The sequence below is a fragment of the Blastococcus colisei genome, assembly GCF_006717095.1.
In the GTDB taxonomy this organism is placed as follows: domain Bacteria; phylum Actinomycetota; class Actinomycetes; order Mycobacteriales; family Geodermatophilaceae; genus Blastococcus_B; species Blastococcus_B colisei.
Map to the genome: position 1 here is coordinate 1,204,358 of NZ_VFQE01000001.1, position 20,809 is coordinate 1,225,166.

At 73.1% G+C, this 20,809-nt stretch carries 16 protein-coding genes; 10 read left to right on the plus strand and 6 right to left on the minus strand.

Translation table 11 applies throughout. The features are described 5' to 3' along the window. Positions 1 to 8 precede the first annotated feature (8 nt). Both FHU33_RS26140 and FHU33_RS26145 read right to left on the minus strand, forming a co-directional pair. On the minus strand, positions 9 to 623 hold the full coding sequence (locus tag FHU33_RS26140) for an aminotransferase class V-fold PLP-dependent enzyme (protein WP_142024486.1): 615 nt from the start codon (positions 621 to 623) through the stop codon (positions 9 to 11). A gap of 32 nt (positions 624 to 655) precedes the next feature. Next, positions 656 to 1,135 carry an aminotransferase class V-fold PLP-dependent enzyme gene (locus tag FHU33_RS26145; RefSeq protein ID WP_170182333.1) on the minus strand — a complete coding sequence of 160 codons (480 nt, stop codon included), beginning with the start codon at positions 1,133 to 1,135 and terminating at the stop codon, positions 656 to 658. Between the two features lie 393 nt (positions 1,136 to 1,528). On the opposite strand from FHU33_RS26145, the gene FHU33_RS25690 reads away from it, so the two are divergent. After that, positions 1,529 to 3,163, plus strand: a complete 1,635-nt coding sequence (locus FHU33_RS25690) for an HNH endonuclease signature motif containing protein (RefSeq protein ID WP_246063291.1) — start codon at positions 1,529 to 1,531, stop codon at positions 3,161 to 3,163. A gap of 351 nt (positions 3,164 to 3,514) precedes the next feature. Beyond that, complete coding sequence (locus FHU33_RS25330) at positions 3,515 to 3,775, plus strand: hypothetical protein (RefSeq protein ID WP_211355011.1); 261 nt, start codon at positions 3,515 to 3,517, stop codon at positions 3,773 to 3,775. 62 nt (positions 3,776 to 3,837) lie between these two features. Here FHU33_RS25330 and FHU33_RS05760 read toward each other — a convergent pair whose 3' ends face one another. After that, positions 3,838 to 5,016 carry a PQQ-dependent sugar dehydrogenase gene (locus FHU33_RS05760; RefSeq protein WP_142024488.1) on the minus strand — a complete coding sequence of 393 codons (1,179 nt, stop codon included), beginning with the start codon at positions 5,014 to 5,016 and terminating at the stop codon, positions 3,838 to 3,840. A gap of 48 nt (positions 5,017 to 5,064) precedes the next feature. On the opposite strand from FHU33_RS05760, the gene FHU33_RS05765 reads away from it, so the two are divergent. Further along, positions 5,065 to 6,012: a 2-hydroxyacid dehydrogenase gene (locus FHU33_RS05765; protein ID WP_211355012.1), complete on the plus strand. Its 948-nt coding sequence runs from the start codon at positions 5,065 to 5,067 to the stop codon at positions 6,010 to 6,012. Here FHU33_RS05765 and FHU33_RS05770 read toward each other — a convergent pair. Then, a complete protein-coding gene (locus tag FHU33_RS05770; protein WP_142024489.1) occupies positions 6,006 to 6,413 on the minus strand; it encodes a PH domain-containing protein in 408 nt (135 codons plus the stop codon). The two genes, FHU33_RS05765 and FHU33_RS05770, sit on opposite strands and share 7 nt — an antisense overlap. Continuing rightward, positions 6,410 to 7,231 (minus strand): helix-turn-helix transcriptional regulator, encoded by an 822-nt coding sequence (locus tag FHU33_RS05775; protein WP_142024490.1) that lies wholly within the window; start codon positions 7,229 to 7,231, stop codon positions 6,410 to 6,412. Before FHU33_RS05775 ends, FHU33_RS05770 begins: the two co-directional genes overlap by 4 nt. A gap of 84 nt (positions 7,232 to 7,315) precedes the next feature. Between FHU33_RS05775 and ilvD the strand changes: the two genes are divergently transcribed. The 6 genes from ilvD (at position 7,316) to ilvC (ending at position 18,203) form a co-directional block, all read left to right on the plus strand. After that, a complete protein-coding gene (gene ilvD, locus FHU33_RS05780) occupies positions 7,316 to 9,040 on the plus strand; it encodes a dihydroxy-acid dehydratase (protein WP_142024491.1) in 1,725 nt (574 codons plus the stop codon). 85 nt (positions 9,041 to 9,125) lie between these two features. Next, positions 9,126 to 11,768: a putative bifunctional diguanylate cyclase/phosphodiesterase gene (locus tag FHU33_RS05785; RefSeq protein WP_142024492.1), complete on the plus strand. Its 2,643-nt coding sequence runs from the start codon at positions 9,126 to 9,128 to the stop codon at positions 11,766 to 11,768. Next, a complete protein-coding gene (locus FHU33_RS05790; RefSeq protein WP_142024493.1) occupies positions 11,765 to 14,467 on the plus strand; it encodes a GGDEF domain-containing phosphodiesterase in 2,703 nt (900 codons plus the stop codon). Before FHU33_RS05785 ends, FHU33_RS05790 begins: the two co-directional genes overlap by 4 nt. A gap of 207 nt (positions 14,468 to 14,674) precedes the next feature. Further along, the gene (locus FHU33_RS05795; RefSeq protein WP_246063292.1) at positions 14,675 to 16,600 is read left to right on the plus strand and encodes an acetolactate synthase large subunit; all 1,926 of its coding nucleotides are present in this window, start codon (positions 14,675 to 14,677) and stop codon (positions 16,598 to 16,600) included. Between the two features lies 1 nt (position 16,601). Further along, a complete protein-coding gene (gene ilvN / locus FHU33_RS05800) occupies positions 16,602 to 17,129 on the plus strand; it encodes an acetolactate synthase small subunit (protein ID WP_142024494.1) in 528 nt (175 codons plus the stop codon). Positions 17,130 to 17,174: 45 nt separating this feature from the next. Beyond that, the gene (ilvC, locus tag FHU33_RS05805) at positions 17,175 to 18,203 is read left to right on the plus strand and encodes a ketol-acid reductoisomerase (RefSeq protein WP_142024495.1); all 1,029 of its coding nucleotides are present in this window, start codon (positions 17,175 to 17,177) and stop codon (positions 18,201 to 18,203) included. Positions 18,204 to 18,302: 99 nt separating this feature from the next. Here the strand turns inward: ilvC and FHU33_RS25335 are convergent, their stop codons facing one another. After that, complete coding sequence (locus FHU33_RS25335; protein WP_211355013.1) at positions 18,303 to 19,031, minus strand: hypothetical protein; 729 nt, start codon at positions 19,029 to 19,031, stop codon at positions 18,303 to 18,305. A gap of 155 nt (positions 19,032 to 19,186) precedes the next feature. Between FHU33_RS25335 and serA the strand changes: the two genes are divergently transcribed. Continuing rightward, the gene (gene serA / locus FHU33_RS05815) at positions 19,187 to 20,800 is read left to right on the plus strand and encodes a phosphoglycerate dehydrogenase (protein WP_246063293.1); all 1,614 of its coding nucleotides are present in this window, start codon (positions 19,187 to 19,189) and stop codon (positions 20,798 to 20,800) included. The last annotated feature ends 9 nt before the right edge of the window (positions 20,801 to 20,809 follow it).

The window sequence follows — 20,809 nt, forward strand, 5'->3', positions numbered from 1 at the left end:
ACGGGACCTCAGCGCCGCGCGGCTACGCCAGCAGGTCGAGGCTTTTCTGCGGTGCGATCCAGGTCCGAGTCGCTGGTGAAGTAGTGGGGCGCGAAGCGCAGGCCGTCGCCGCGCGGGGAGCAGCGGACTCCCTGCGACAGCAGTCGTTCGTACAGGATCTGGTGCGGGATGGCCGGGCTGCTGGTGATCACGATGCCCGAGCGCCGGTCGTCCCGATCAGGGAGGTGGACGGTCATCCCGGCCTCCTCCAGCAGTGCCGCGAGTCGGGCGGCACGGTCGAGGACCCGTTCCTCGACCCGCTGGCGGCCCAGTTCGTGCAGGAGGTCGACGGTGGCACCGAGCCCGGCGATGCCGGCGCTGTTCTCGGTGCCGGACTCGAACCGGCGGCCGTCGTGGGCGAGCACCGGTTCGTGGTCGAAGGCGAACGGGTCCTCGACGCTGAGCCAGCCGACGGTGGACGGGGCGAGCCGCTCCATGGCCCGGGCCGACAAGTGGGTGAAGCCGATCCCGAAGGGGCCCAGCATCCACTTGTGCGCGCTGACCGCGAGAACGTCGATCCCGTGGAGTCCGGCGTCGACGGTGACGGCGCCGACGGCCTGGGTGCCGTCGACGACGAACAGCACGTCACCGTTCTGGCAGGTAGTCCGGAGCGCGGCTAGGTCGTAGCCGTGGCGAGGAGTACTGCACTGCGCTGATCGCCAGGATCCTCGTGCGGGCGTCGAGGGCGGCCACGATGTCGTCGACCGGGGCGTGGCCGTCCGTCACGGCGACCTCGCGGACCCTGCACGCCGCGCCGCCGCAGCTGCAGCCACGGGTAGAAGTTGCTGGGGAACTCCCCGGCGGGGACGACCACGTTGTCGCCGTCGCGCCAGTCCAGACCGTTGGTCACGGTGGCCAGTCCCGTGCTGGTGTTCTGGGTGAATGCGATCCGGCCGGCTTGGCCACCGACCAGACGGGCGACGGAGGCACGGACGTGGCCGGCGTGCTCGCGCCAGCTCGGTGCGGCCGCGATTCCGAGCTGTTGGTGCTCGGATAGCACGGCGGTCATGGCGTCCCGGACTCGGGTCGAGATCAGGCCGACGGCCGCGGAGTCGAGGTAGGTCACGCCCGCCGTGCCGGGGTAGAGCGTCCTCACCTCGTTCCAGGTCAGGGACGGCCGATCGCCTCGCGGGATGACCAGGACCCAGAACGTACGTGGGCTCCCGCGTGCTGTCCCTGACGCGTCTGCGGCCCGAACGTTGCTGGGCGGGACGGACCGCGACCTCGGCGTCGGTCCGCGCCGCGACCGGAACCATGCTCAGCAGCGTGGGCCTGGCCACCACACCGGCCGGCAGGAGATCGACCCACCAGGGCGCGACGTCGTGATGGGGACTCTCAGGTCAACGACGACAAGCCGAGCCTGAGCGCAGGTGTCGCCGGCCCGTGGCCGGGATGTACGTCCGGGCTGAACGGCACCGAAACTGTCGGTGGTCGCACGTATGTTCGACTCGTGCAGCGGACGGCGGGTACCTCCAGGGTGGAGGCCTTGGTGGATGACTGGCTGCGGGCCCAGCCGGAGTCCGGGTCGCGGCTGCCCGTGTCGTGGCTGGATGACGAGGACGTCGCCGCCGAGCTGGGGCGGATCCAGCGCAACCGGGCGCGGGACGCTGCCCGGGAGGCGGATCTGATCCTGCGGCTGGCCGAACTACGTCCCGACGCCGACGATCCGCCCGCGGGGACGCCGGGTGCCCGCAGCCGGACGTGGCGGAAGACCGATCCGGAGTTTCCCGGGGTGAGTGAGTTCTTTCCCGACGAGGTGGCCCACGCGATCAATCTGGGCCGGGGCACCGCCGCCTTCCGGGCCCGGCGGGCCTACACGTGGCAACAGAAACTGCCGGCCACGTTCGCCGCGCTGCGCCGCGGGGAGATCGACGAACGCCGGGCCGGGGTGCTCGCCGACGCGCTGCAGCACACCACGCCGGAGCTGGCCGGTGCGGTGGAGGCGGCGCTGCTCCCGGAGGCGGGCGATCTGTCGCCGGCCCGGCTGCGGTCGCGGGCGCTGGAGCTGCTGGCCGAACTGGACGCCACCGCGATCGACGAGCGCCACGAGGAGGCCAAGCAGGCCGCCGACGTGCGCGCCTACGACACCGGCGACGGCATGGCGACCCTGGCCGGGGACATGACGGCCGAGGAGGCGGCGGCCTGCTACGACGTGATCGACCAGCTGGCGAGGATGGCCAAGGCCGACGGTGATCCGCGGCCGATCGGGCAGATCCGGGCCGCGATCCACGCGATGCTCATCCTGCGGCCGGCCGACCACGGCCTGCCCGGCGTCACGGTCAATCTGGCCGTCAGCGCCACCCTCGAGGGGCTGGAGGGCGCGACCACACGCGGCGGGACCCGGGGCGGCGAGGTCAACGGGTTCGCGATCACCGCCGCTCACCTGCGTGATCTGCTCCGCCGCGTCGGCGCCCTCGGCCTGACCACCCCCGAGGGCGGGTCGCTGACGTTCGCGCTCACCGACGAGCACGGGCGACTGCTGGCCACCGTCACCGCCGCCGAGCTGGCTCGCCTGGCGGCGAAGGGCTGCCCCGACCACCCCGACACGCCGCCGGCGGCCCAGCAGCCGCAGGCCGACAACCCGGACGCCGACGACTGCGATATCGAGCAGCCCGACGAGGTGCAGCCTGAGCAGACGCATCCGCAAGCTGAGCACTCGGAAGCTGAGCACCCGGAAGCTGAGCATCCGGAGGCGGGGCGTTCTGACACCGACGGGACCGACGCCGATGCGGCCGATGTGGGGTGCAGCTGCCCGGTGGCCGGCATGCCCCCGCCGACCGACGGCTACGAGCCGACGGCCGCCCAGCGTCGGTTCGTGAAGACCCGGGATCGCCGGTGCCGCATGCCCAACTGCGGGCAGCGGGCCGGCTGGGCCGACCTCGACCACGTGGTCCCGCACGCCCAGGGCGGGCCCACGACGTGCACGAACTTGTGCTGTGCCTGCCGCTCCCATCACCGGTTGAAGACCTTCGCCCGCGGCTGGGTCTTCCGCATGGACCCCGACGGCACCCTGCACGTCACCAGCCCGTCCGGGATCACCCGCACCACCCGGCCACCCGGCCTGCGGCCACCGGAACCCGAACCACCGCCGTACGACCCGGCGGACGACCCTCCACCCTTCTGACCGCCGGGGGACGGCGCATGTCGACTCGACCACAAGTCGACGAGCCGACAAGCGCCGCCCCGGCTACCGATGGCCGCGTGCCCCCGCAGGGCTGCCGATCAGCGCTCCAGCTCGGCGAAGGTGTCAGTCACCCAGTCGGCGATGAACGTAAGGTGTCAGTCACCCAGTCGGCGATGAACGTGATGACGTAGGACAGGTGATCCAGGCCGATGTGCTCGGTCGCGCCCTCCTCCGGCGTGAACACGCGCAGCTCCCGCTGGGGGCTGTTGACCGCCTGCTCGTAGCACCGGGTGCGCGTACTCCAGCGGGATCTGCCGGTCGTCGGCCCCGTGGGCGATCAGGAATGGCACGGTGATCTTCGACAACGCCGTGACCGGACCCGAAGGATCAAGCGGTGACCGTGTCATCCGCCGGCCACACGCCGGGCGACCTCAACGACATGGCGAGGCGGTCGAACAGCACGAGCTGCTCGACCGCGTGCTCCCCGGGCCGCTGCTGACCATGCCGACATTGCTGGAACACGAAGTCCGCTGGACCACGAGGAGTACGGACCGCAAGCCTGACTACACCAGCCCCGCTGCCGCAGAGATGCCCTCGGATCAGTTGTTGTGACCCCCGCTTTCAGGCGGTGAGTCGGCCGAGCAGTAGCGGCTGAGGTCAGCGGCGCGCGTGGCTCAGAGCGGCGACGTACCGGCTGCGGACGGCGGCAGGATCCGGAGTACCCGGTCGTCCTCCTCGACCGGCGTGCCGATGCCGTCGCGGTTGGACGTGGTGATCCAGAGCGCGCCCTCGGCGTCCAGGACGACGGTGCGCAGCCGCCCGTACTGGCCACCGAGGAACTCCTCCGGGTCGCCCACCACCGCACCGGTGCCGTCGAGGGTGTACGCGTGGACCCGCTGGCCGTCCAGCGCGCCGACGAAGACCGCGTTGCCCGCCGCGGCACAGCCGCCCGGTCCGCCCTCCTCGGCGGGGATCTCGATCAGCGGAGGCAGGACGGAGTAGTCGCCTCCCTCGGCGACCCGGTCCACCGCGTCCGGGCCCACCGCGGCGTCGTCGGTGGCGTAGAGGGTCGCCGTCGGGGCGCCCTCGCCGCCGGGCGCTCCCACCTCGCCGGGCTCCAGTGACTGGCACAACGCCGTCACGTCGCGGTGGCCGGTGCTGTGGACGGGGCCGGCGCCCACCGCACCTCCGAAGACGTCGATGTGCAGCACCTTCCCCGCCAGCGAGGTCGGATCCTGGGCCAGCGCCGGGTCGCCGACGTCGCCGGTGCCGACGAAGAGGGTCCCGTCGGGGGCGAAGAGCAGGCCACCGCCGTTGTGGGTCTCGCCCCTCGGGATACCGGTGAGCACGGGGTTCGGCGTCCCGCCGAGCGGAAAGCGCACCACCCGGTTGTCGGTGGCGGTCGACACGTAGGCGTAGAACAGGCCGTCCTCGAGGAACGTCGGGGAGATCGCCAGCCCGAGCAGGCCTCCGTCGCCGGCGGTGTCGATGCCCGGCACCGTCATGAGCTCGCGGGCGGGGGAGCGGTCGGCGAACACCTGCAGCAGCCGGCCGGTGTCGCGCTCGCCGACGACCGCGCTCCCGTCGGGCAGCAGGACCAACCCGGTCGGGACGGCGAGCCCGGACGCGACCACGTTCGGGTCCCCGGCCTCCTCGCCGGACCCGGGCTGCGCGGGATCGCCCGGGATCGGGGCGCTCGACGACGGCGGCCCCACCTGCGGCGGCGGGCCCTCGGGCAACGGGCGGAAGGGCCCGCTGGGCTGGTAGCCGTCGTCCCCGCACCCGGACAGGACGACGGCGGTGAGGACCGCGGCGAGCAGCCGCGAGATCCGTGTGCCCGCCCGTCGTCCCACGCGGATCACAGTACGTGCGCCGGACGGCCCGCCGCCTAGAGTCCGGACGTGCCGAAGCTGCCCCTGGAACCCGACGAGACCCTGCACGTGCTCGTTCCCTCCCGCGCCATCGGGGCGGCCGTGGAGTCGCTCTCGCCCCGCGTCCGTGCCCACCGCATCGATCCCGACGACGGTCCGCCGGCAGGGGATGCCGCGCTCGCCCGGGTCTGGGTGCCGCGCTCCGCCGGCGCGACGCTGCCGACCGACGGCTTCTTCGCGGGGCTGCCTCACCTCGGGCTCGTGCAGCTGCTCACGGCGGGTGCGGAGAACTTCGCCGGCCGGCTCCCCGACGGAGTGCTGCTGTGCAACGCCCGCGGGGCGCACACCCCGTCGACGGCGGAGTGGGCGGTCACCGCGATGCTGGCCGCCCAGCGGGGTATCCCGTTCTTCGTCCGCGAGCAGGACGGCGGGCGCTGGTCCTTCGGCACCCACCGGTCGATGGTCGGCGCCCGGGTCCTGGTGGTGGGCGCCGGTGACATCGGCCGGGCGATCGGTCGGATGCTGGCCGGGTTCGACGTCGACCTGACCTACGTCGCGCGGACCGCCCGGGACGGGGTGCGGGCCATCGACGAGCTTCCCGAGCTCCTGCCGCACGCCGACGTCGTCGTCCTCATCGTGCCCGTCACGCCGGAGACCCGAGGCATGGTGGACGCCGGCTTCCTCGCCGCGATGGCCGACGGTGCGCTGCTGGTCAACGCCGCCCGGGGCGTGGTCGTCGACACCGACGCCCTCCTCGCCGAGCTCACCCGGGGCAGGCTCCGTGCGGCCCTGGACGTGACGGATCCGGAGCCGCTGCCCCCGGGGCATCCGCTGTGGTCCGCGCCGGGGCTGCTGCTCACGCCGCACGTCGGGGGCGCCGTGCCGGAGACCGACGCCCGGGCTGCCGCCGCGGTCACCGAGCAGATCGCCCGGATCCTCGCCGGCGAGGACCTCGCGAGCGTCGTCGACAGCTACTGAGCCGGCGGTGCCGGAACCTCGATCCGGCCGCCGGAGAGCGCGGCCAGGCGGGGGAGGTCGCGGGCCCGCATGACCGGCAGCCGGATCTCCGTGCCCGAGGTCGTCACCAGCCACAGGTCCCCGCGCGGGGCGACGCGGATCCCCGCGACGTCCCTCCACGGAACCTGCCGCTGCCCGAACGTGGAGCGCACGGTCAGCCCCTCGTCGGCGATGTCCACCCCGGCGCGCAGCACCCAGAGCGCCACCATGAGGGGGATCAGCAGCAGGATCGGCGTCCAGGCCGCCGCGAAGGCCAGCGGCACGGTGCAGACGGCCAGGAGGCCTACCGGGAACAGCGCCGTCCGGTTCATCCGCAGCCGGGCAGGGGAGTCCACGGCGGCCGATCCTCCCAGACGCGTCATCCGAGCAGTCGAGCCAGTTTGACGGCGCTGTCACTGCCCGCGGCCGCGGTGTAGACCACCAGCTGGAGGCCCGGGGCGTCCGCGGGGGTCAGCTGGTGGTGCTCCAGCGCGAGGGTGCCCACGACCGGGTGCTCGAAGCGCCGTTCCGTCGAGCTGAAGCGGTCGACGTCGTGGCTCGCCCAGCCCTCGCGGAACGCGGGGCTCGCCGCCTGCAGCCGGGTGACGAGATCCACGATCTCGGGGTCGGCCAGGCGGGGACCGACCTCGGCACGGAACTGGGTGAGGAACCGTCGACTGTCGCCCGCCCAGTCGCCGAGCAGCGTGCGGACGGCAGGGTCGGTGAAGACCACCCACAGCAGGTTCCGGTCGGCGGCGGGCACCGCGGCCACCCCGGGATACAGGTTCTCGTAGGCGGAGTTCCAGCCCACGATCGACCACCCCGAGGTGATCGCGTAGGCGGGGGAGGAGCCCAGGGCGTCCAGCAGCCGCTGCAGGTGGGCCGGCATGGCCTCGACGGCCCCGGACGACGTCGCGCCGCCGTGACCGGAGAGCCGCAGGAGGTACTCGTGCTCGGCCGGCGACAGGCGCAGGGTCCGGGCGAGCGCGTCCATCACCTGGCGGGACGGCCGGATGTCGCGGCCCTGCTCCAGCCACGTGTACCAGGTGTGACTCACCCCGGCGAGGAGCGCGACCTCCTCCCGGCGCAGGCCGGGGGTCCGGCGGTTCCCGCCCGCGGGCAGGCCCACCGCGCCCGGCGCCAGCTGGCGACGGCGGGAGCCGAGGAACTCGGCGAGTTCCCGGCGGGCGGTGGCGGTCACGGGGCTCCCCGGCTCGGTGGTGGTACCGGTACCAGTATCACCACCGACTCGGCGCCCGCGGGGAACGGGCCTAGCATCGCCGCCGTGACGATCGGTGAGGACCTCATCCCCGGCAACGACTCCGCCAGCGAGACGCGCAGTCCGCTCAAGCCGCGCAGCTTCGAGGTGACCGACGGGGATGCCAAGGCCCCCGCCCGCGCCATGCTGCGCGCGGTCGGCATGGGCGACGAGGACTTCGCGAAGCCGCAGATCGGCGTCGCGTCGTCCTGGAACGAGATCACCCCCTGCAACCTCTCGCTGGACCGCCTGGCCAAGCGGGCCAAGGAGGGCGTGCGCGCCGCCGGTGGGTTCCCGCTGGAGTTCGGCACGATCTCGGTCTCCGACGGCATCTCCATGGGCCACGAGGGCATGCGTGCCTCGCTCGTCTCCCGCGAGGTGATCGCCGACTCCGTGGAGACGGTCATGTTCGCCGAGCGGCTGGACGGCTCGGTGCTGCTCGCCGGGTGCGACAAGTCGCTGCCCGGGATGCTGATGGCCGCCGCCCGCCTCGACCTCGCCAGCGTCTTCCTCTACTCCGGCTCCACGCTCCCGGGGAAGCTCGGCGACCGCGACCTCACGATCATCGACGTGTTCGAGGCCGTCGGCGCCTGCGCGCGGGGCCTGATCAGCCGGGACGAGCTCACCGCGATCGAGAAGGCGGCCTGCCCCGGCATGGGCTCCTGCGGTGGCATGTACACCGCCAACACGATGGCCAGCGTGGCCGAGGCGCTCGGCATGGCGCTGCCCGGCAGCGCCGCCCCGCCGGCGCCCGACAGCCGCCGGGACGCGTTCGCGGTCGCCTCCGGCGAGGCGGTGGTGAACCTGCTCCGCAAGGGCATCACGGCCCGGCAGATCATGACGCGGGAGGCGTTCGAGAACGCCATCACCGTCGTGATGGCGCTGGGCGGCTCGACCAACGCGGTCCTGCACCTCATGGCGATCGCACACGAGGCCCGGGTCGAGCTCTCGCTCGAGGACTTCAACCGGATCGGCGACCGGACCCCGCACCTGGCCGACGTCAAGCCGTTCGGTCGCTACGTGATGACCGACGTCGACCGCATCGGCGGCGTCCCCGTGGTGCTGCGTGCGCTGCTGGACGCGGGGCTGTTGCACGGCGACGTGCTGACCGTGACCGGCAAGACCATGGCGGAGAACCTGGCCGAGATCGCCCCGCCGGACCCGGACGGCGCGATCATCCACGCCATGAGCGAGCCCATCCACAGGACCGGTGGGCTCACCATCCTGCGGGGCTCGCTCTCCCCGGACGGGGCGGTGGTGAAGTCGGCCGGCTTCGACACCGACGTCTTCGAGGGCACCGCCCGGGTGTTCGACGGCGAGCAGGGCGCCATGGACGCCGTCACCGACGGCACCCTCGAGCCCGGCGATGTCGTCGTCATCCGGTACGAGGGCCCGAGGGGCGGCCCCGGCATGCGGGAGATGCTCGCCGTCACCGGCGCCATCAAGGGAGCCGGCCTCGGCAAGGACGTGCTCCTTCTTACCGACGGCCGATTCTCAGGCGGCACGACGGGTCTGTGCATCGGCCACGTCGCCCCGGAGGCCACCGACGGCGGTCCCATCGCCTTCGTGCGCGACGGTGACCCGATCCGGCTGGACCTCGCCAACCGGACCCTCGACCTGCTGGTGGACGTCGATGAGCTCGCCCGCCGGCGGGAGGGCTGGAGCCCGCTCCCGCCGCGCTACACGACCGGGGTGCTGGGCAAGTACGCCAAGCTCGTGGGGTCGGCGGCGCAGGGCGCCATCTGCGGCTGAGCCCGCCCCCAGCGGGGGTCACCCCGACGGGTGACGGCGGCACCGGCCGGCTCGTCCAGCCGTCCCCGGCTGCCGAGGGAACGGTGTGGACTCCCGTCGATGGTGGCTGCTCGCCGCCGCGGTGCCGGTCGCGCTCGGGTGTGCCCTGGCCGCGGCGCGACCTGCGCTGCACACCGCCGGAGAGATCGCGGTCGCGGCCGCCGGCCTGCTCGCCTCGGCGGTGCTGTGGTCCACGGCTGCACGTACCGCCCGCCCGCGCGCCTGGCGGTTGTTCGCCGTGGCCCCGCTGCTCCCGGTCGCGGGAGCGCTGGTCGCCGCGCTCGCCGATCCCCTCGACCCCGTCCAGCTGGCGGTGTTCCGCTGGGTGCCGACGGTGCCGGGCTACCTGATCGCCATCGTCGCGATCCTGAGCCTCGTCGACTGCCGCGGGCTGCGCGTCCGGCCCCGGGTCGCCGTCGAGGTGGCCCTGTTCCTCTTCGCGTCGCTGGTCATGGTCAGCCTGCTCGTCGCGGGCCCCGCCGATCACCGGTCGGCGCTCGGCGTGGACGAGGGGGCGGTCCTGGCCGCCGCCGTGCTCACCACCTCGGCCACGATGGCGGCGGCACTCACCGCGTTGAGCGTCGTGGAGCCCAGTCGCCGGACGATGGCCGTCGTCCTCCTGGCCGGCACCGCGCTGCTCACCGCCGGCCGCGGCCTCGGTACGTCGGCGATGCTCTCCGGGTCGCCGGTGCAGCTGGGCGCCGCCCGGTTCCCGGTGGCCGCGGGCCTGCTCCTCCTCGCCCTGGCCGTGCTCCTGGACGCCCGGCCGGTCGTGGCGACCTCCCGCCCACAGGGACGGCGCTCGCTCGACCTGGGACAGGTCCTGCCCCACCTCGCGCTGCTGGCGGCGGTCGTCACGGTCGGCGGCGTCGCGCTGACCGGCGTGCGGCCGACGCCCGGGATGATCGCCGGTCTGGTGTTCTGCGTCGCCCTGGCCGCCGTGCACCGGTGGCTGACCGCGCGCGAGGAGCACCGGCTCACCGCCCGCCTCCGGCGCAGCGAGGCCCACTTCCGCTCGGTGGTGCAGGCCGGCGGTGACGCCGTCGTCATGGTGGACGACGTCCTCACGATCCGCTGGGCGTCGCCGGCTCTCGACCGTTCCCTGGGGGACGCCGCGTCCGCGCTGGTGGGACGGTCGCTGCTGACGTCCGTCCACCCCGACGACCTGCCCGCCCTGACCGCGGCGCTGCCCGACGTCGCCGGGAGGCTCCGCCCGCCGCCGACGGGGAGCGGCCTGCTCACGCTCCGGCTGCAGGACGCGGCGGGGGAATGGCGGTACCTGGAGGCAAGCCTCTCCGACCTGCGGGACGACCCGGACGTCGGTGCCGTGGTGCTGCACTGCCGCGACATGACCGAGCGGCATGCCCGCGAGCAGGCGCTGCAGGCCATCGCCTACACCGATCCGATGACGGGCCTGCCCAACCGAGCGGGTGTCCTCCGGTCGCTGCAGGCGGCGCCGACCGATCCGGTGGGTGTGCCCACCACGCTGCTGATGATCGAGCTGGACGGCCTGACCGCCGTCCGGGAGAACGCCGGCCGCGAGACCGTGACCGCAGCCGTGGCGGAGGTGGGCCGCCGCTTGCGCGCCGCCGTGCGCGGCGAGGACATCGTCGCCCGCATGGGCGGCGGGGCGTTCGCCGTCCTCGCGCACGGGGACGACGCGGACGTCGACCGGCTGGCCGGTCGCTGCCTGTCGGTCGTCGAGCAGCCGATCCGGACCTCCGCCGGGCTCGTCGAGCTGACGTCCGGGATCGGCATCGCGGCGATCGATCGCGACTCGAGTGTGGAGGCCGTCCTGGAGCGGGTCGATCTCGCCGTCCGGGCCGCCCACGACGTCGGTCCGGGCTCCGCCCGGCGCTACGACGACTCGCTGGGCGACGCCGCCGCGCGTCGCGCCCGGCTGCGCCACGACCTGCAGGGCGCTCGCGCCCGGGGCGAGCTGTACCTGCTCTTCCAGCCCATCGTCTCGCTGGGGGAGCGCCGGATCACCGGCGTCGAGGCCGACCTGCGGTGGCGGCACGGAACCCTCGGCGAGATCCCGGCCGCCGAGTTCCTCCCGCTGGCCGAACGCGCCGGTCTCATCGGTGAGCTGGTGCGCTGGAGCCTGGAGGAGGCGGCCACCGCGGCCAGCCGCATGCCCTCGGTGGGTGCCCCGCTGCGCATCGGCACGAAGGTGCCGAGCCGCTACCTGGCCGGCGGCACGCTGGTCGGCGACGTCGAGTCCGCCCTGCGGGTCTCGGGCCTCGCACCGGAGCGCCTGGTCCTGGAGATCAGTCCCGGGGCGGTGATGGCCGACGACGACCGGCTGAAGCTGGACGTCTCCAGCCTCCGGCTCATGGGCGTGCACGTCGCGCTCCACGGCTTCGGCAGCGGCTCCTCGGCGCTGGCCAACCTGACCCGGCTCCCCATCGACATCGTCAAGCTCGACCGGTCCCTGATCACCCGCATCGACCGTGACCCGCAGAGTCGGGCGCTGTGCGAGTCCGTCGTCGGCATCGGCCGGGCGCTGGGCCTCGACGTCGTCGCCGAAGGTGTCGAGACCCCGGCGCAACTCGCCACGCTCAGCAGCTTCGGATGTGGCTTCGCCCAGGGCTTCGTGATCGCCCGTCCGATGCCGCTGTCCGGGATCACCGAGCTGCTCGCCGACGGCGACGAGGTGGTCCTGCCCGGACTCGTCGGCGCCCGATGAGCACCACCACTCGCCTCGAGTCGCGGACCGCCTACCTGGTGCTCGCGGCGATCGCACTGGTCATGGCCGTGCTGCGTCTCGCCGCGCCCTCGGCCGGCATGACGCCTCCGCTCCTGGCCCTGGCGTCCGGGCTCACGGCGACGGTCGTCTTCCGGCACGCCGCCCTACTGCCCACCCGCTCGGCCCGTCCGTGGCGGGCCCTCGGACTGGCGGGGGTGTTCCTCGCCGTCGGCCAGGCCGTCGCGACGGTCACCTGGGTCGGCCCGGAACGGGGCAACTGGGGCGACGTCCCGACACTGCTGGCCGTTCCGGCCGTCGTCGCCGCCTGCCTCCTGCTCCTGCCGCCCAGCGCCGGACGCCGCATCGGCTCCCGGGTGCTGCTCGACGGTGCCGTCGTGCTCGTGGCCGTGGCCCTGCTCGGGGCGGTGATCCTGCGCGACGTCATGGCGCGGACCGACGGTGCCGCGTCGGCGCTCATCACGGTCGGCTACCCGGCAGTGGGGGCGCTGCTGTGCGGGGTCGGGCTCGTCGCGCTGGCCCGTGTGCACGACGCGCGCCGGCCGGCGGCCGCCTGGCTGCTGGTCGCAGTCCTCGCCATGACCGTCGTGGCGGTGTCCGGCGCTCTCGGCCGGTACCTGGGCAGCGACACCGCCGCGGTGCTCACCCAGACGGCGTGGACGGCGATGCTCGCCGCGGCCATCCGTGCCGTCGACACCGACCCCGGGGAGCCCGAGGAGGTGCTCGAGCCGTCCGGCAGCCTGCCGCTGCTCGGCTTCCTCCTGAGCACGGTGTCGTCCTATGCCGTCGGCGGCCTCGTGCTGGTCCAGCTGATCGGCGGCCGATCGGCGTCCATGCTGGAGGGTCTGGGGCTCGGCGCACTGCTGACCCTGAGCTTCGTCCGTCAGCTGCTGTGGGCGCGGGACGGCGCCCGGCTCACGGGGCGACTGCAGCGGACCGAGGCCTACTTCCGCGCCCTGGTCAACAGTGCCGAGGACGTGACCGCCGTCGTGGACGCGCAGGGGACCGTCACCTGGCTGTCCGGAGCGGTCCGGGCCCAGCTGGGGTGGGCCGCCCAGGACCTCACCGGGCGCAACCTCACCGTGCTGCTCCACCCCGACGACCGGGGGATGGTCGACCGGGCCTCCGCGGTGCTCTCCGGAGCTCGGCCCACCGGCCTCCCGGCGACGGTCCGGCTGCGCACGCAGGACGGGGGATGGCGCGACGTGGAGGTCTCCGGCGCCGCGCGCGCCGGGGTGCCGGGCACTGCGCTGCGGGACGGTCTCGTGCTGCACCTGCGGGACGTCACCGAGCGACGCGCCGGCCAGCGCGAGCTGGAGCGGCTGGCCTACACCGACTTCCTGACCGGGCTCCCGAACCGGGCGCGGCTGATGGCCGCCCTGGCCACGGCCAGGGCGCAGGCGGCGAGCGGGGAGGCGGCCTGCCTCCTGCTGCTGGACCTCGACGGCTTCAAGCCGGTGAACGACATCGCCGGGCACGAGGCGGGCGACCACCTGCTGGTCCAGGTCGCCGACCGGCTCCGGGCCAACGTCCGCGACGGCGACGTGGTCGGCCGGCTGGGTGGCGACGAGTTCGCCCTCCTCGTGCGGAACGGGATGGAAGAGGCGACGGCGCTCGCCGAGCGCATCGTCGCCGACCTGCACACGGTCCGGCCGGACGTCGGTGCCAGGGGGTACGCCGACGGCGTCGTCTTCGACATCTCCGGGAGCATCGGGGTCACCGAACTGAACCCCGCCGACGAGGTGGCCACGACCATCCGGCGTGCCGATCTCGCCCTGCGCGCGGCCAAGGCAGCGGGCAAGAACTGCGTCCGCACGGCAGGTCACACCATCGACAGCGCCATGGGGCGCCGGGCGCAGCTCGCAGCCGACCTGCCGACGGCGCTCGAGGAGGAGCAGTTCCGGGTCGTCTACCAGCCGGTGGCCGGCGTCGAGGATCGCCGGATCCTGGGCCTGGAGGCCCTCGTCCGGTGGGACCACCCGGTGCTCGGGACCGTGCCCCCGGACGAGTTCATCGAGCTCGCCGAGGCCGACGGCCTGATCGTGCCGCTGCAGCAGTGGGTCCTGCGGAAGGCGACGGCTGACTTCGCCGGCCTGCTGGTCGACGACCGGGACCTCAAGCTCGGGGTGAACGTGTCCGTGCGGCACCTGCAGGCCGGGTGCCTCGCCCCGGACGTAGCGGCGGCTCTCGCGGACTCGGGTGTGCCACCGCACCGGCTGATGATCGAGGTCACCGAATCGATCATGCTCGACGCGGAGGACCGCCTGCAGAGCGATCTGGCCACGCTCCGGGACATGGGTTGCATCATCTCGCTGGACGACTTCGGCCGCGGCTACTCCTCGCTGGCCTACCTCGCCCGTCTCCCGGTCGACGTCCTCAAGATGGACCGCGAGTTCATCGGCGACATCGAATCGGACCCGCGTGGGGCGGCGCTCGTGGCAGCCGTCATCGACCTCGGGCGCACGCTGGGCATGGACGTCGTCGCGGAGGGGGTCGAGACCGCCGGTCAGCTGCACGCCCTGCGGGACATGGAGTGCCGCTACGTCCAGGGCTGGCTGCTGGGCCGGCCGATGGCGATCGAGGACCTGCCGGCGTTCCTGGAGGCCTTCGATCCTGCGATCCTCGACGCGCAGCCGTCGGATGTGGACACAGACGTCCACCTGGTGGGACAGGCTGGTTGACGAGCCGCGCCCGTGAGGCGCACAGTGTGCAGGTGCCTCGCGCCTGCATGCTTCACGACGGCTGCCCGCTCAGCCTCGTAATCGCCTAGCGCGCCGGTCCTCCGACCGACGCGCTGACCCCTCCGTGCCTGTGGCACGAGGGGTTTTTTGTTGCCCGCGGCCCGTGCCACCCCGCCCCACCCGCCTGCAAGCCAGGAGAACGCCGAGATGACCACCACCCCGAGCGAGCACGCCGCCCGCCCTGCTTCCCGGGTCGCCGGCTCCGCGGAGCCTGCCCCCCGGGATGCCGCCACCCGGGAGGCCGCCGCCGCCCTGGCCGGTGTCGAGACCACGGCCCGTTCCGTCGCCGAGGCCGCTGCCGAGCCGGCGACCGGCATCACCGGTGCACAGAGCCTCGTCCGCTCGCTCGAGGCCGTGGGCGTCGAGGTCATCTTCGGTATCCCGGGCGGGGCGATCCTGCCCGCCTACGACCCGCTGTTCGACAGCGCACTCCGCCACGTCCTGGTCCGTCACGAGCAGGGCGCCGGGCACGCCGCGACCGGGTATGCCCAGGCCACCGGCAAGGTCGGCGTCTGCATGGCCACCTCCGGGCCCGGAGCGACGAACCTCGTGACGCCGCTGGCCGATGCGCACATGGACTCCGTGCCGATCGTGGCCATCACCGGGCAGGTCCCCAGCCGCGCCATCGGGACGGACGCCTTCCAGGAGGCCGACATCCGCGGCATCACGATGCCGATCACCAAGCACAACTTCCTGGTCACCGACGCCGCCGAGATCCCGCAGCGGATCGCCGAGGCCTTCCACCTCGCCTCGACGGGTCGGCCGGGCCCGGTTCTCGTCGACATCCCGAAGGACGTCCTGCAGGCGCGGACCGACTTCTCCTGGCCGCCGCGGCTGGACCTGCCCGGCTACAAGCCGACCACGCGACCGCACGGCAAGCAGGTGCGTGAGGCAGCCACGCTGATCGCCGGTGGCCGCCGGCCGGTCCTCTACGTGGGCGGCGGCGTCCTCAAGGCCGGTGCGACCGAGGAGCTCGCCGAGCTCGCCGCGCTGACCGGCGCGCCGGTCGTCACCACGCTGATGGCCCGGGGCGCGTTCCCCGACAGCCACCGCCAGAACCTGGGGATGCCCGGCATGCACGGCAACGTCACAGCGGTCACCGCACTGCAGAAGGCGGACGTCATCGTCGCGCTGGGTGCCCGTTTCGACGACCGGGTGACCGGTGACCTGACCAGCTTCGCGCCGCACGCGCAGGTCGTGCATGCCGACATCGACCCCGCGGAGATCGGCAAGAACCGCAAGGCCGACGTCCCGATCGTGGGCGACGCCAAGGAGACCATCGCGCAGCTGGTCGACGCTCTGCGCGGCGAGCACGAAGCCGGCCGGACCCCCGACCTGGCCGGCTGGTGGGCGCAGCTGGAGGACTGGCGGACGCGTTACCCGATGGGTTACGACTGGCCCGAGGACGGCTCGCTGTCGCCGCAGTACGTGATCGAGCGGCTCGGGGCGATCGCCGGACCCGACGCGATCTACGCCGCCGGCGTCGGCCAGCACCAGATGTGGGCCGCCCAGTTCGTGAAGTACGAGAAGCCCGGAACCTGGCTCAACAGCGGCGGTCTGGGCACCATGGGCTACGCCGTCCCGGCCGCGATGGGCGCCAAGTACGGCTGCCCCGACACCACGGTGTGGGCGATCGACGGCGACGGCTGCTTCCAGATGACCAACCAGGAGCTCGCCACCTGCGCCATGGAGGGCATCCCGATCAAGGTCGCCGTCATCAACAACGGCAACCTGGGCATGGTCCGGCAGTGGCAGACCCTGTTCTACGAGGGCCGCTACTCCAGCACCAAGCTGCACGCCCGCAACCCCGACGGCACTCCCAAGCCGGTCCGCATCCCCGACTTCGTCACCCTGGCCGAGGCGCTGGGGTGCGTGGGTCTGCGCTGCGAGAGCAAGGACGACGTGGACGCGGTGATCGAGAAGGCGATGGCGATCGACGACGCCCCGGTGGTCATCGACTTCGTCGTCGGCCATGACGCCCAGGTGTGGCCGATGGTCGCCGCGGGCGCCAGCAACGATGACATCCTGGCCGCGCGCGACGTGCGCCCGGTCTTCGGCGAAGGGCAGGTGTGAGATGAGCAGGCACACGCTCTCGGTGCTGGTCGAGAACAAGTCCGGTGTCCTGACCCGGGTCGCGGCGCTGTTCAGCCGCCGCGGGTTCAACATCGAGTCCCTCGCCGTCGGGCCGACGGAGAACCCCGATCTGTCCCGCATGACGGTCGTCGTCGACGCCGACACCGCGCCGCTCGAGCAGATCACCAAGCAGCTGAACAAGCTGATCGAGGTCATCAAGATCGTCGAGTTGGACTCCACCGCCGCGGTGCAGCGCGAGCTGCTGCTGGTGAAGGTGCGCGCGCCGATGGCCGAGCGCACCCAGGTGCTGCAGACCGCCGAGCTGTTCCGGGCCCACGTCGTCGACGTCAACCCCGACACCGTCACCCTCGAAGCGACGGGAACCCCCGACAAGCTGCAGGCGCTGCTCGCCGTCCTCGCCCCCCTGGGCATCAAGGAGATGGCGCAGTCCGGAACCGTGGCCCTGGGCCGGGGTCCGCGCTCGATGTCGGGCGCCGGTACCTTGCGGCCCGTCGAGCGCTCCGCCTGAACTCCACCGCACTCGTACAGACCGACCGAAGGGAACAACCACAGCATGGCCGCCGAGATCTTCTACGACGACGACGCCGACCTCTCGATCATCCAGGGGCGCACGGTCGCCGTCCTGGGGTACGGCAGCCAGGGGCACGCGCACGCGCTCTCCCTGCGTGACTCGGGGGTCGACGTGCGCGTCGGCCTGCCGGAGGGCAGCAAGAGCCGGCCCAAGGCCGAGGCCGAGGGGCTCCGTGTCGTCACCCCCGCCGAGGCCGCCGCCGAGGCGGACCTGATCATGATCCTGGCGCCCGACCACGTGCAGCGGACCCTCTACGCCGAGTCGGTCGAGCCCAACCTGCAGGACGGCGACGCGCTGTTCTTCGGCCACGGCTTCAACATCCGGTTCGGCTACATCAAGCCCCCGGCCGGGGTCGACGTCGCCATGGTGGCGCCCAAGGGGCCGGGCCACCTGGTGCGCCGCGAGTTCGAGAACGGCAAGGGCGTGCCCTGCCTGATCGCCGTCGAGCAGGACGCCGGCGGCAGCGCACAGGCCCTCGCGCTGTCCTACGCGAAGGGCATCGGCGGCACCCGGGCCGGCGTCATCAAGACGACCTTCGCCGAGGAGACCGAGACCGACCTCTTCGGTGAGCAGGCCGTGCTCTGCGGCGGCGCCAGCGCGCTGATCACCGCCGGGTTCGAGACCCTCACCGAGGCCGGCTACCAGCCCGAGGTCGCCTACTTCGAGTGCCTGCACGAGCTGAAGCTGATCGTCGACCTCATGTACGAGGGCGGTATCGCCAAGCAGCGCTGGTCGGTCTCCGACACCGCCGAGTACGGCGACTACACCTCCGGCCCGAAGGTCATCGACGCCCGCGTCAAGGAGTCGATGAAGGAGGTCCTCGGCGCGATCAAGGACGGCTCGTGGGCCGCGGCCTTCATCGCCGACCAGGACGCCGGCGCGCCGGACTTCAAGGCCAAGCGGGCCGCCGCCGAGGCACACCCGATCGAGGAGACCGGGCGCAAGCTGCGCGGTCTGATGAGCTGGGTGTCGGCCTCGGACGACTACACCGGTACCGCCGCCCGTAGCTGAAGAGGGATCCCCGGCAGGGGGCCCAGGCCCGGGATCGTGTCGAACGCGAACGCGAACACGATCCCGGGCCCCAGCCGGCCCAGCGGCCGTGGACGGAGGTCAGCGGCCCCGGCGGACGCGGTGGGCGGCGAAGAAGTCCGCCGACGGCCTGCGCGCGAGCAGCACGACGATCGCCAGCGCCCCGGCGAGCAGCAGCAGGCTCCAGATGATTCCGCCCGCACCCGAGGTGTCGGCGTCCGCGAGGCTCGCCAGGAATCCGAGCAGGGTGAACGCCAGGGCGATCGACCCGCCCACCAGCAGCAGCACCCGGCTGCGTCCCGTCAGCGCCCACACCGAGCCCCAGATGACGACGATGGTCCAGACGGCCATCAGCACGCCGACGAGGGCGAAGATGGCGAAGAGGCCGGTCGTGACGTCGTCGTCCTCCGCCAGATCCCCGAAGATCGAGGCGGTGGCTGTGCCGGCCACGAACGTCAGCAGCGTGAAGATCACCCCGAGGGCGCCGAAGACGAAGCCCAGGACCGCCGCGGTGACCACCGAGCCGGGCTTGGCCGGCTGGCCGGAGCCGTACTGGCCGTAGGCCGGTGGCTGGCCGTACTGATCGCCGTACGCCGGCGGCTGACCGTAGGCCGCCGGATACTGCTGCTGGCCGTACGCGGACTGCTCGTAGCCGGGCTGCCCGTAGGGCGGCGGCGCCGGCTGGCCGTACTGGGGCTGTCCGAACGACTGCCGCCCGTACTCCGGCTGGCCGTACTGCTGGTGGCCGTACTGCTGTTGGCCGTACGGGGGCCCCTGCTCGGAACGACCGTGGTCGTCGGACTGGCTCATGATTTCCTCCGTAGACGCCGGCGTGCCCGACTCCCACGGCCAGGATGTCCGGGCGGCCGGAGGGGCACAAGGACGCCGCTCCCGGCTGTGGACACGTCGTCGTCCTGCCGGTGCGGTGTCGTCCCACTCTGCGGACGCTCCTAGGCTGTGCGCCTGTGACTGCCACTGTGTCGGGGACCATGCCCGTCGTCCTGATCGCAGAAGAGCTGGCTCCCAGCGTCCTGGAGGTGCTCGGGAGCGACGTCGAGATCCGCCACGTGGACGGCGCGGACCGCAGCGCCCTGCTGCCGGCGTTGGCCGACGCCGCCGCGGTGATGATCCGCAGCGCCACGCAGATCGACGCCGAGGCCCTCGCGGCGGCGCCGAACCTCAAGGTGGTGGCGCGGGCCGGGATCGGGCTGGACAACGTCGACGTCTCCGCCGCCACCGAGCGCGGCGTCATGGTGGTGAACGCGCCGACGTCGAACATCGTGAGCGCCGCCGAGCACGCCGTCGCCCTGCTGCTGGCCGCGGCCCGGCAGATCCCGGCGGCGGACGCCTCGCTGCGCGAGGGCGCCTGGAAGCGGTCGAAGTTCATGGGCGTCGAGGTCACCGACAAGACCGTCGGCGTGATCGGGCTCGGACGGATCGGGATCCTGGTGGCCCAGCGCCTGGCCGCCTTCGGCGTCACGCTGATCGCCTACGACCCCTACATCCAGCCCGGACGTGCCGCCCAGCTCGGGGTGCGGCTGGTCTCGCTGGAGGAACTGCTCCGCGAGTCGGACTTCATCACCATCCATCTGCCCAAGACGCCCGAGACGCTCGGTCTCATCGGCGCCGCCGAGCTCGCCACCACGAAGCCGGGCGTGATCATCGTCAACGCCGCGCGAGGTGGACTGGTCGACGAAGCCGCGCTCGCCGAGGCGCTCGCGTCCGGGCAGGTGGCCGCCGCGGGCCTCGACGTCTACGCCAAGGAGCCGTGCACCGACAGCCCGCTGTTCGGGCTGCCGAACACCGTCGTCACCCCGCACCTGGGGGCCTCCACCACCGAGGCCCAGGACAAGGCCGGCTCGGCCGTCGCCCGGTCGGTGCGGCTGGCCCTGATGGGCGACTTCGTGCCCGACGCCGTCAACGTGCAGGCGGGGGGCGTGGTCGCCGAGGACGTGCGACCGGGCCTGCCGCTGGCGGAGAAGCTCGGCCGGGTGTTCACCGCGGTCGCCGGTGGGCTGGCGCAGTCGGTGACCGTGGAGGTGCGCGGGAAGATCGCGGAGTTCGACGTCTCCGTGGTGCAGCTCGCCGTCCTCAAGGGCGTCTTCTCCGACGTCGTCGAGGAGCAGGTCACCTACGTGAACGCGCCGCTGCTGGCCGAGCAGCGCGGCCTGGAGGTGGCGCTGTCCAGCGACGTCGAGAGCCCGGACTACCGCAACCTCATCACCGTGCGCGGCGCCATGGCCGACGGCACGCAGGTGACGGTCTCCGGCACGCTCTTCGGCAAGAACCAGGTGCCGAAGATCACCGAGGTCGACGGCTTCGACATCGACCTGGACCTGTCGGGTTACCTGCTGTTCTTCGTCTACACCGACCGGCCGGGCGTGGTCGGCACCGTGGGCGCGGCCCTCGGCGAGGCGGGCGTCAACATCGCCGGGGCGCAGGTCAGCCGGACCACCCGCGGCGGCGAGGCGCTCATGGCCGTCACCGTGGACAGCCGGGTGCCCGCCGAGCTGCTCGGTGACATCGCCGGCCGGATCGGTGCCCGCCAGGCCCGCGCGGCCGACCTCAACCCGTTCTGACCCAGGAGT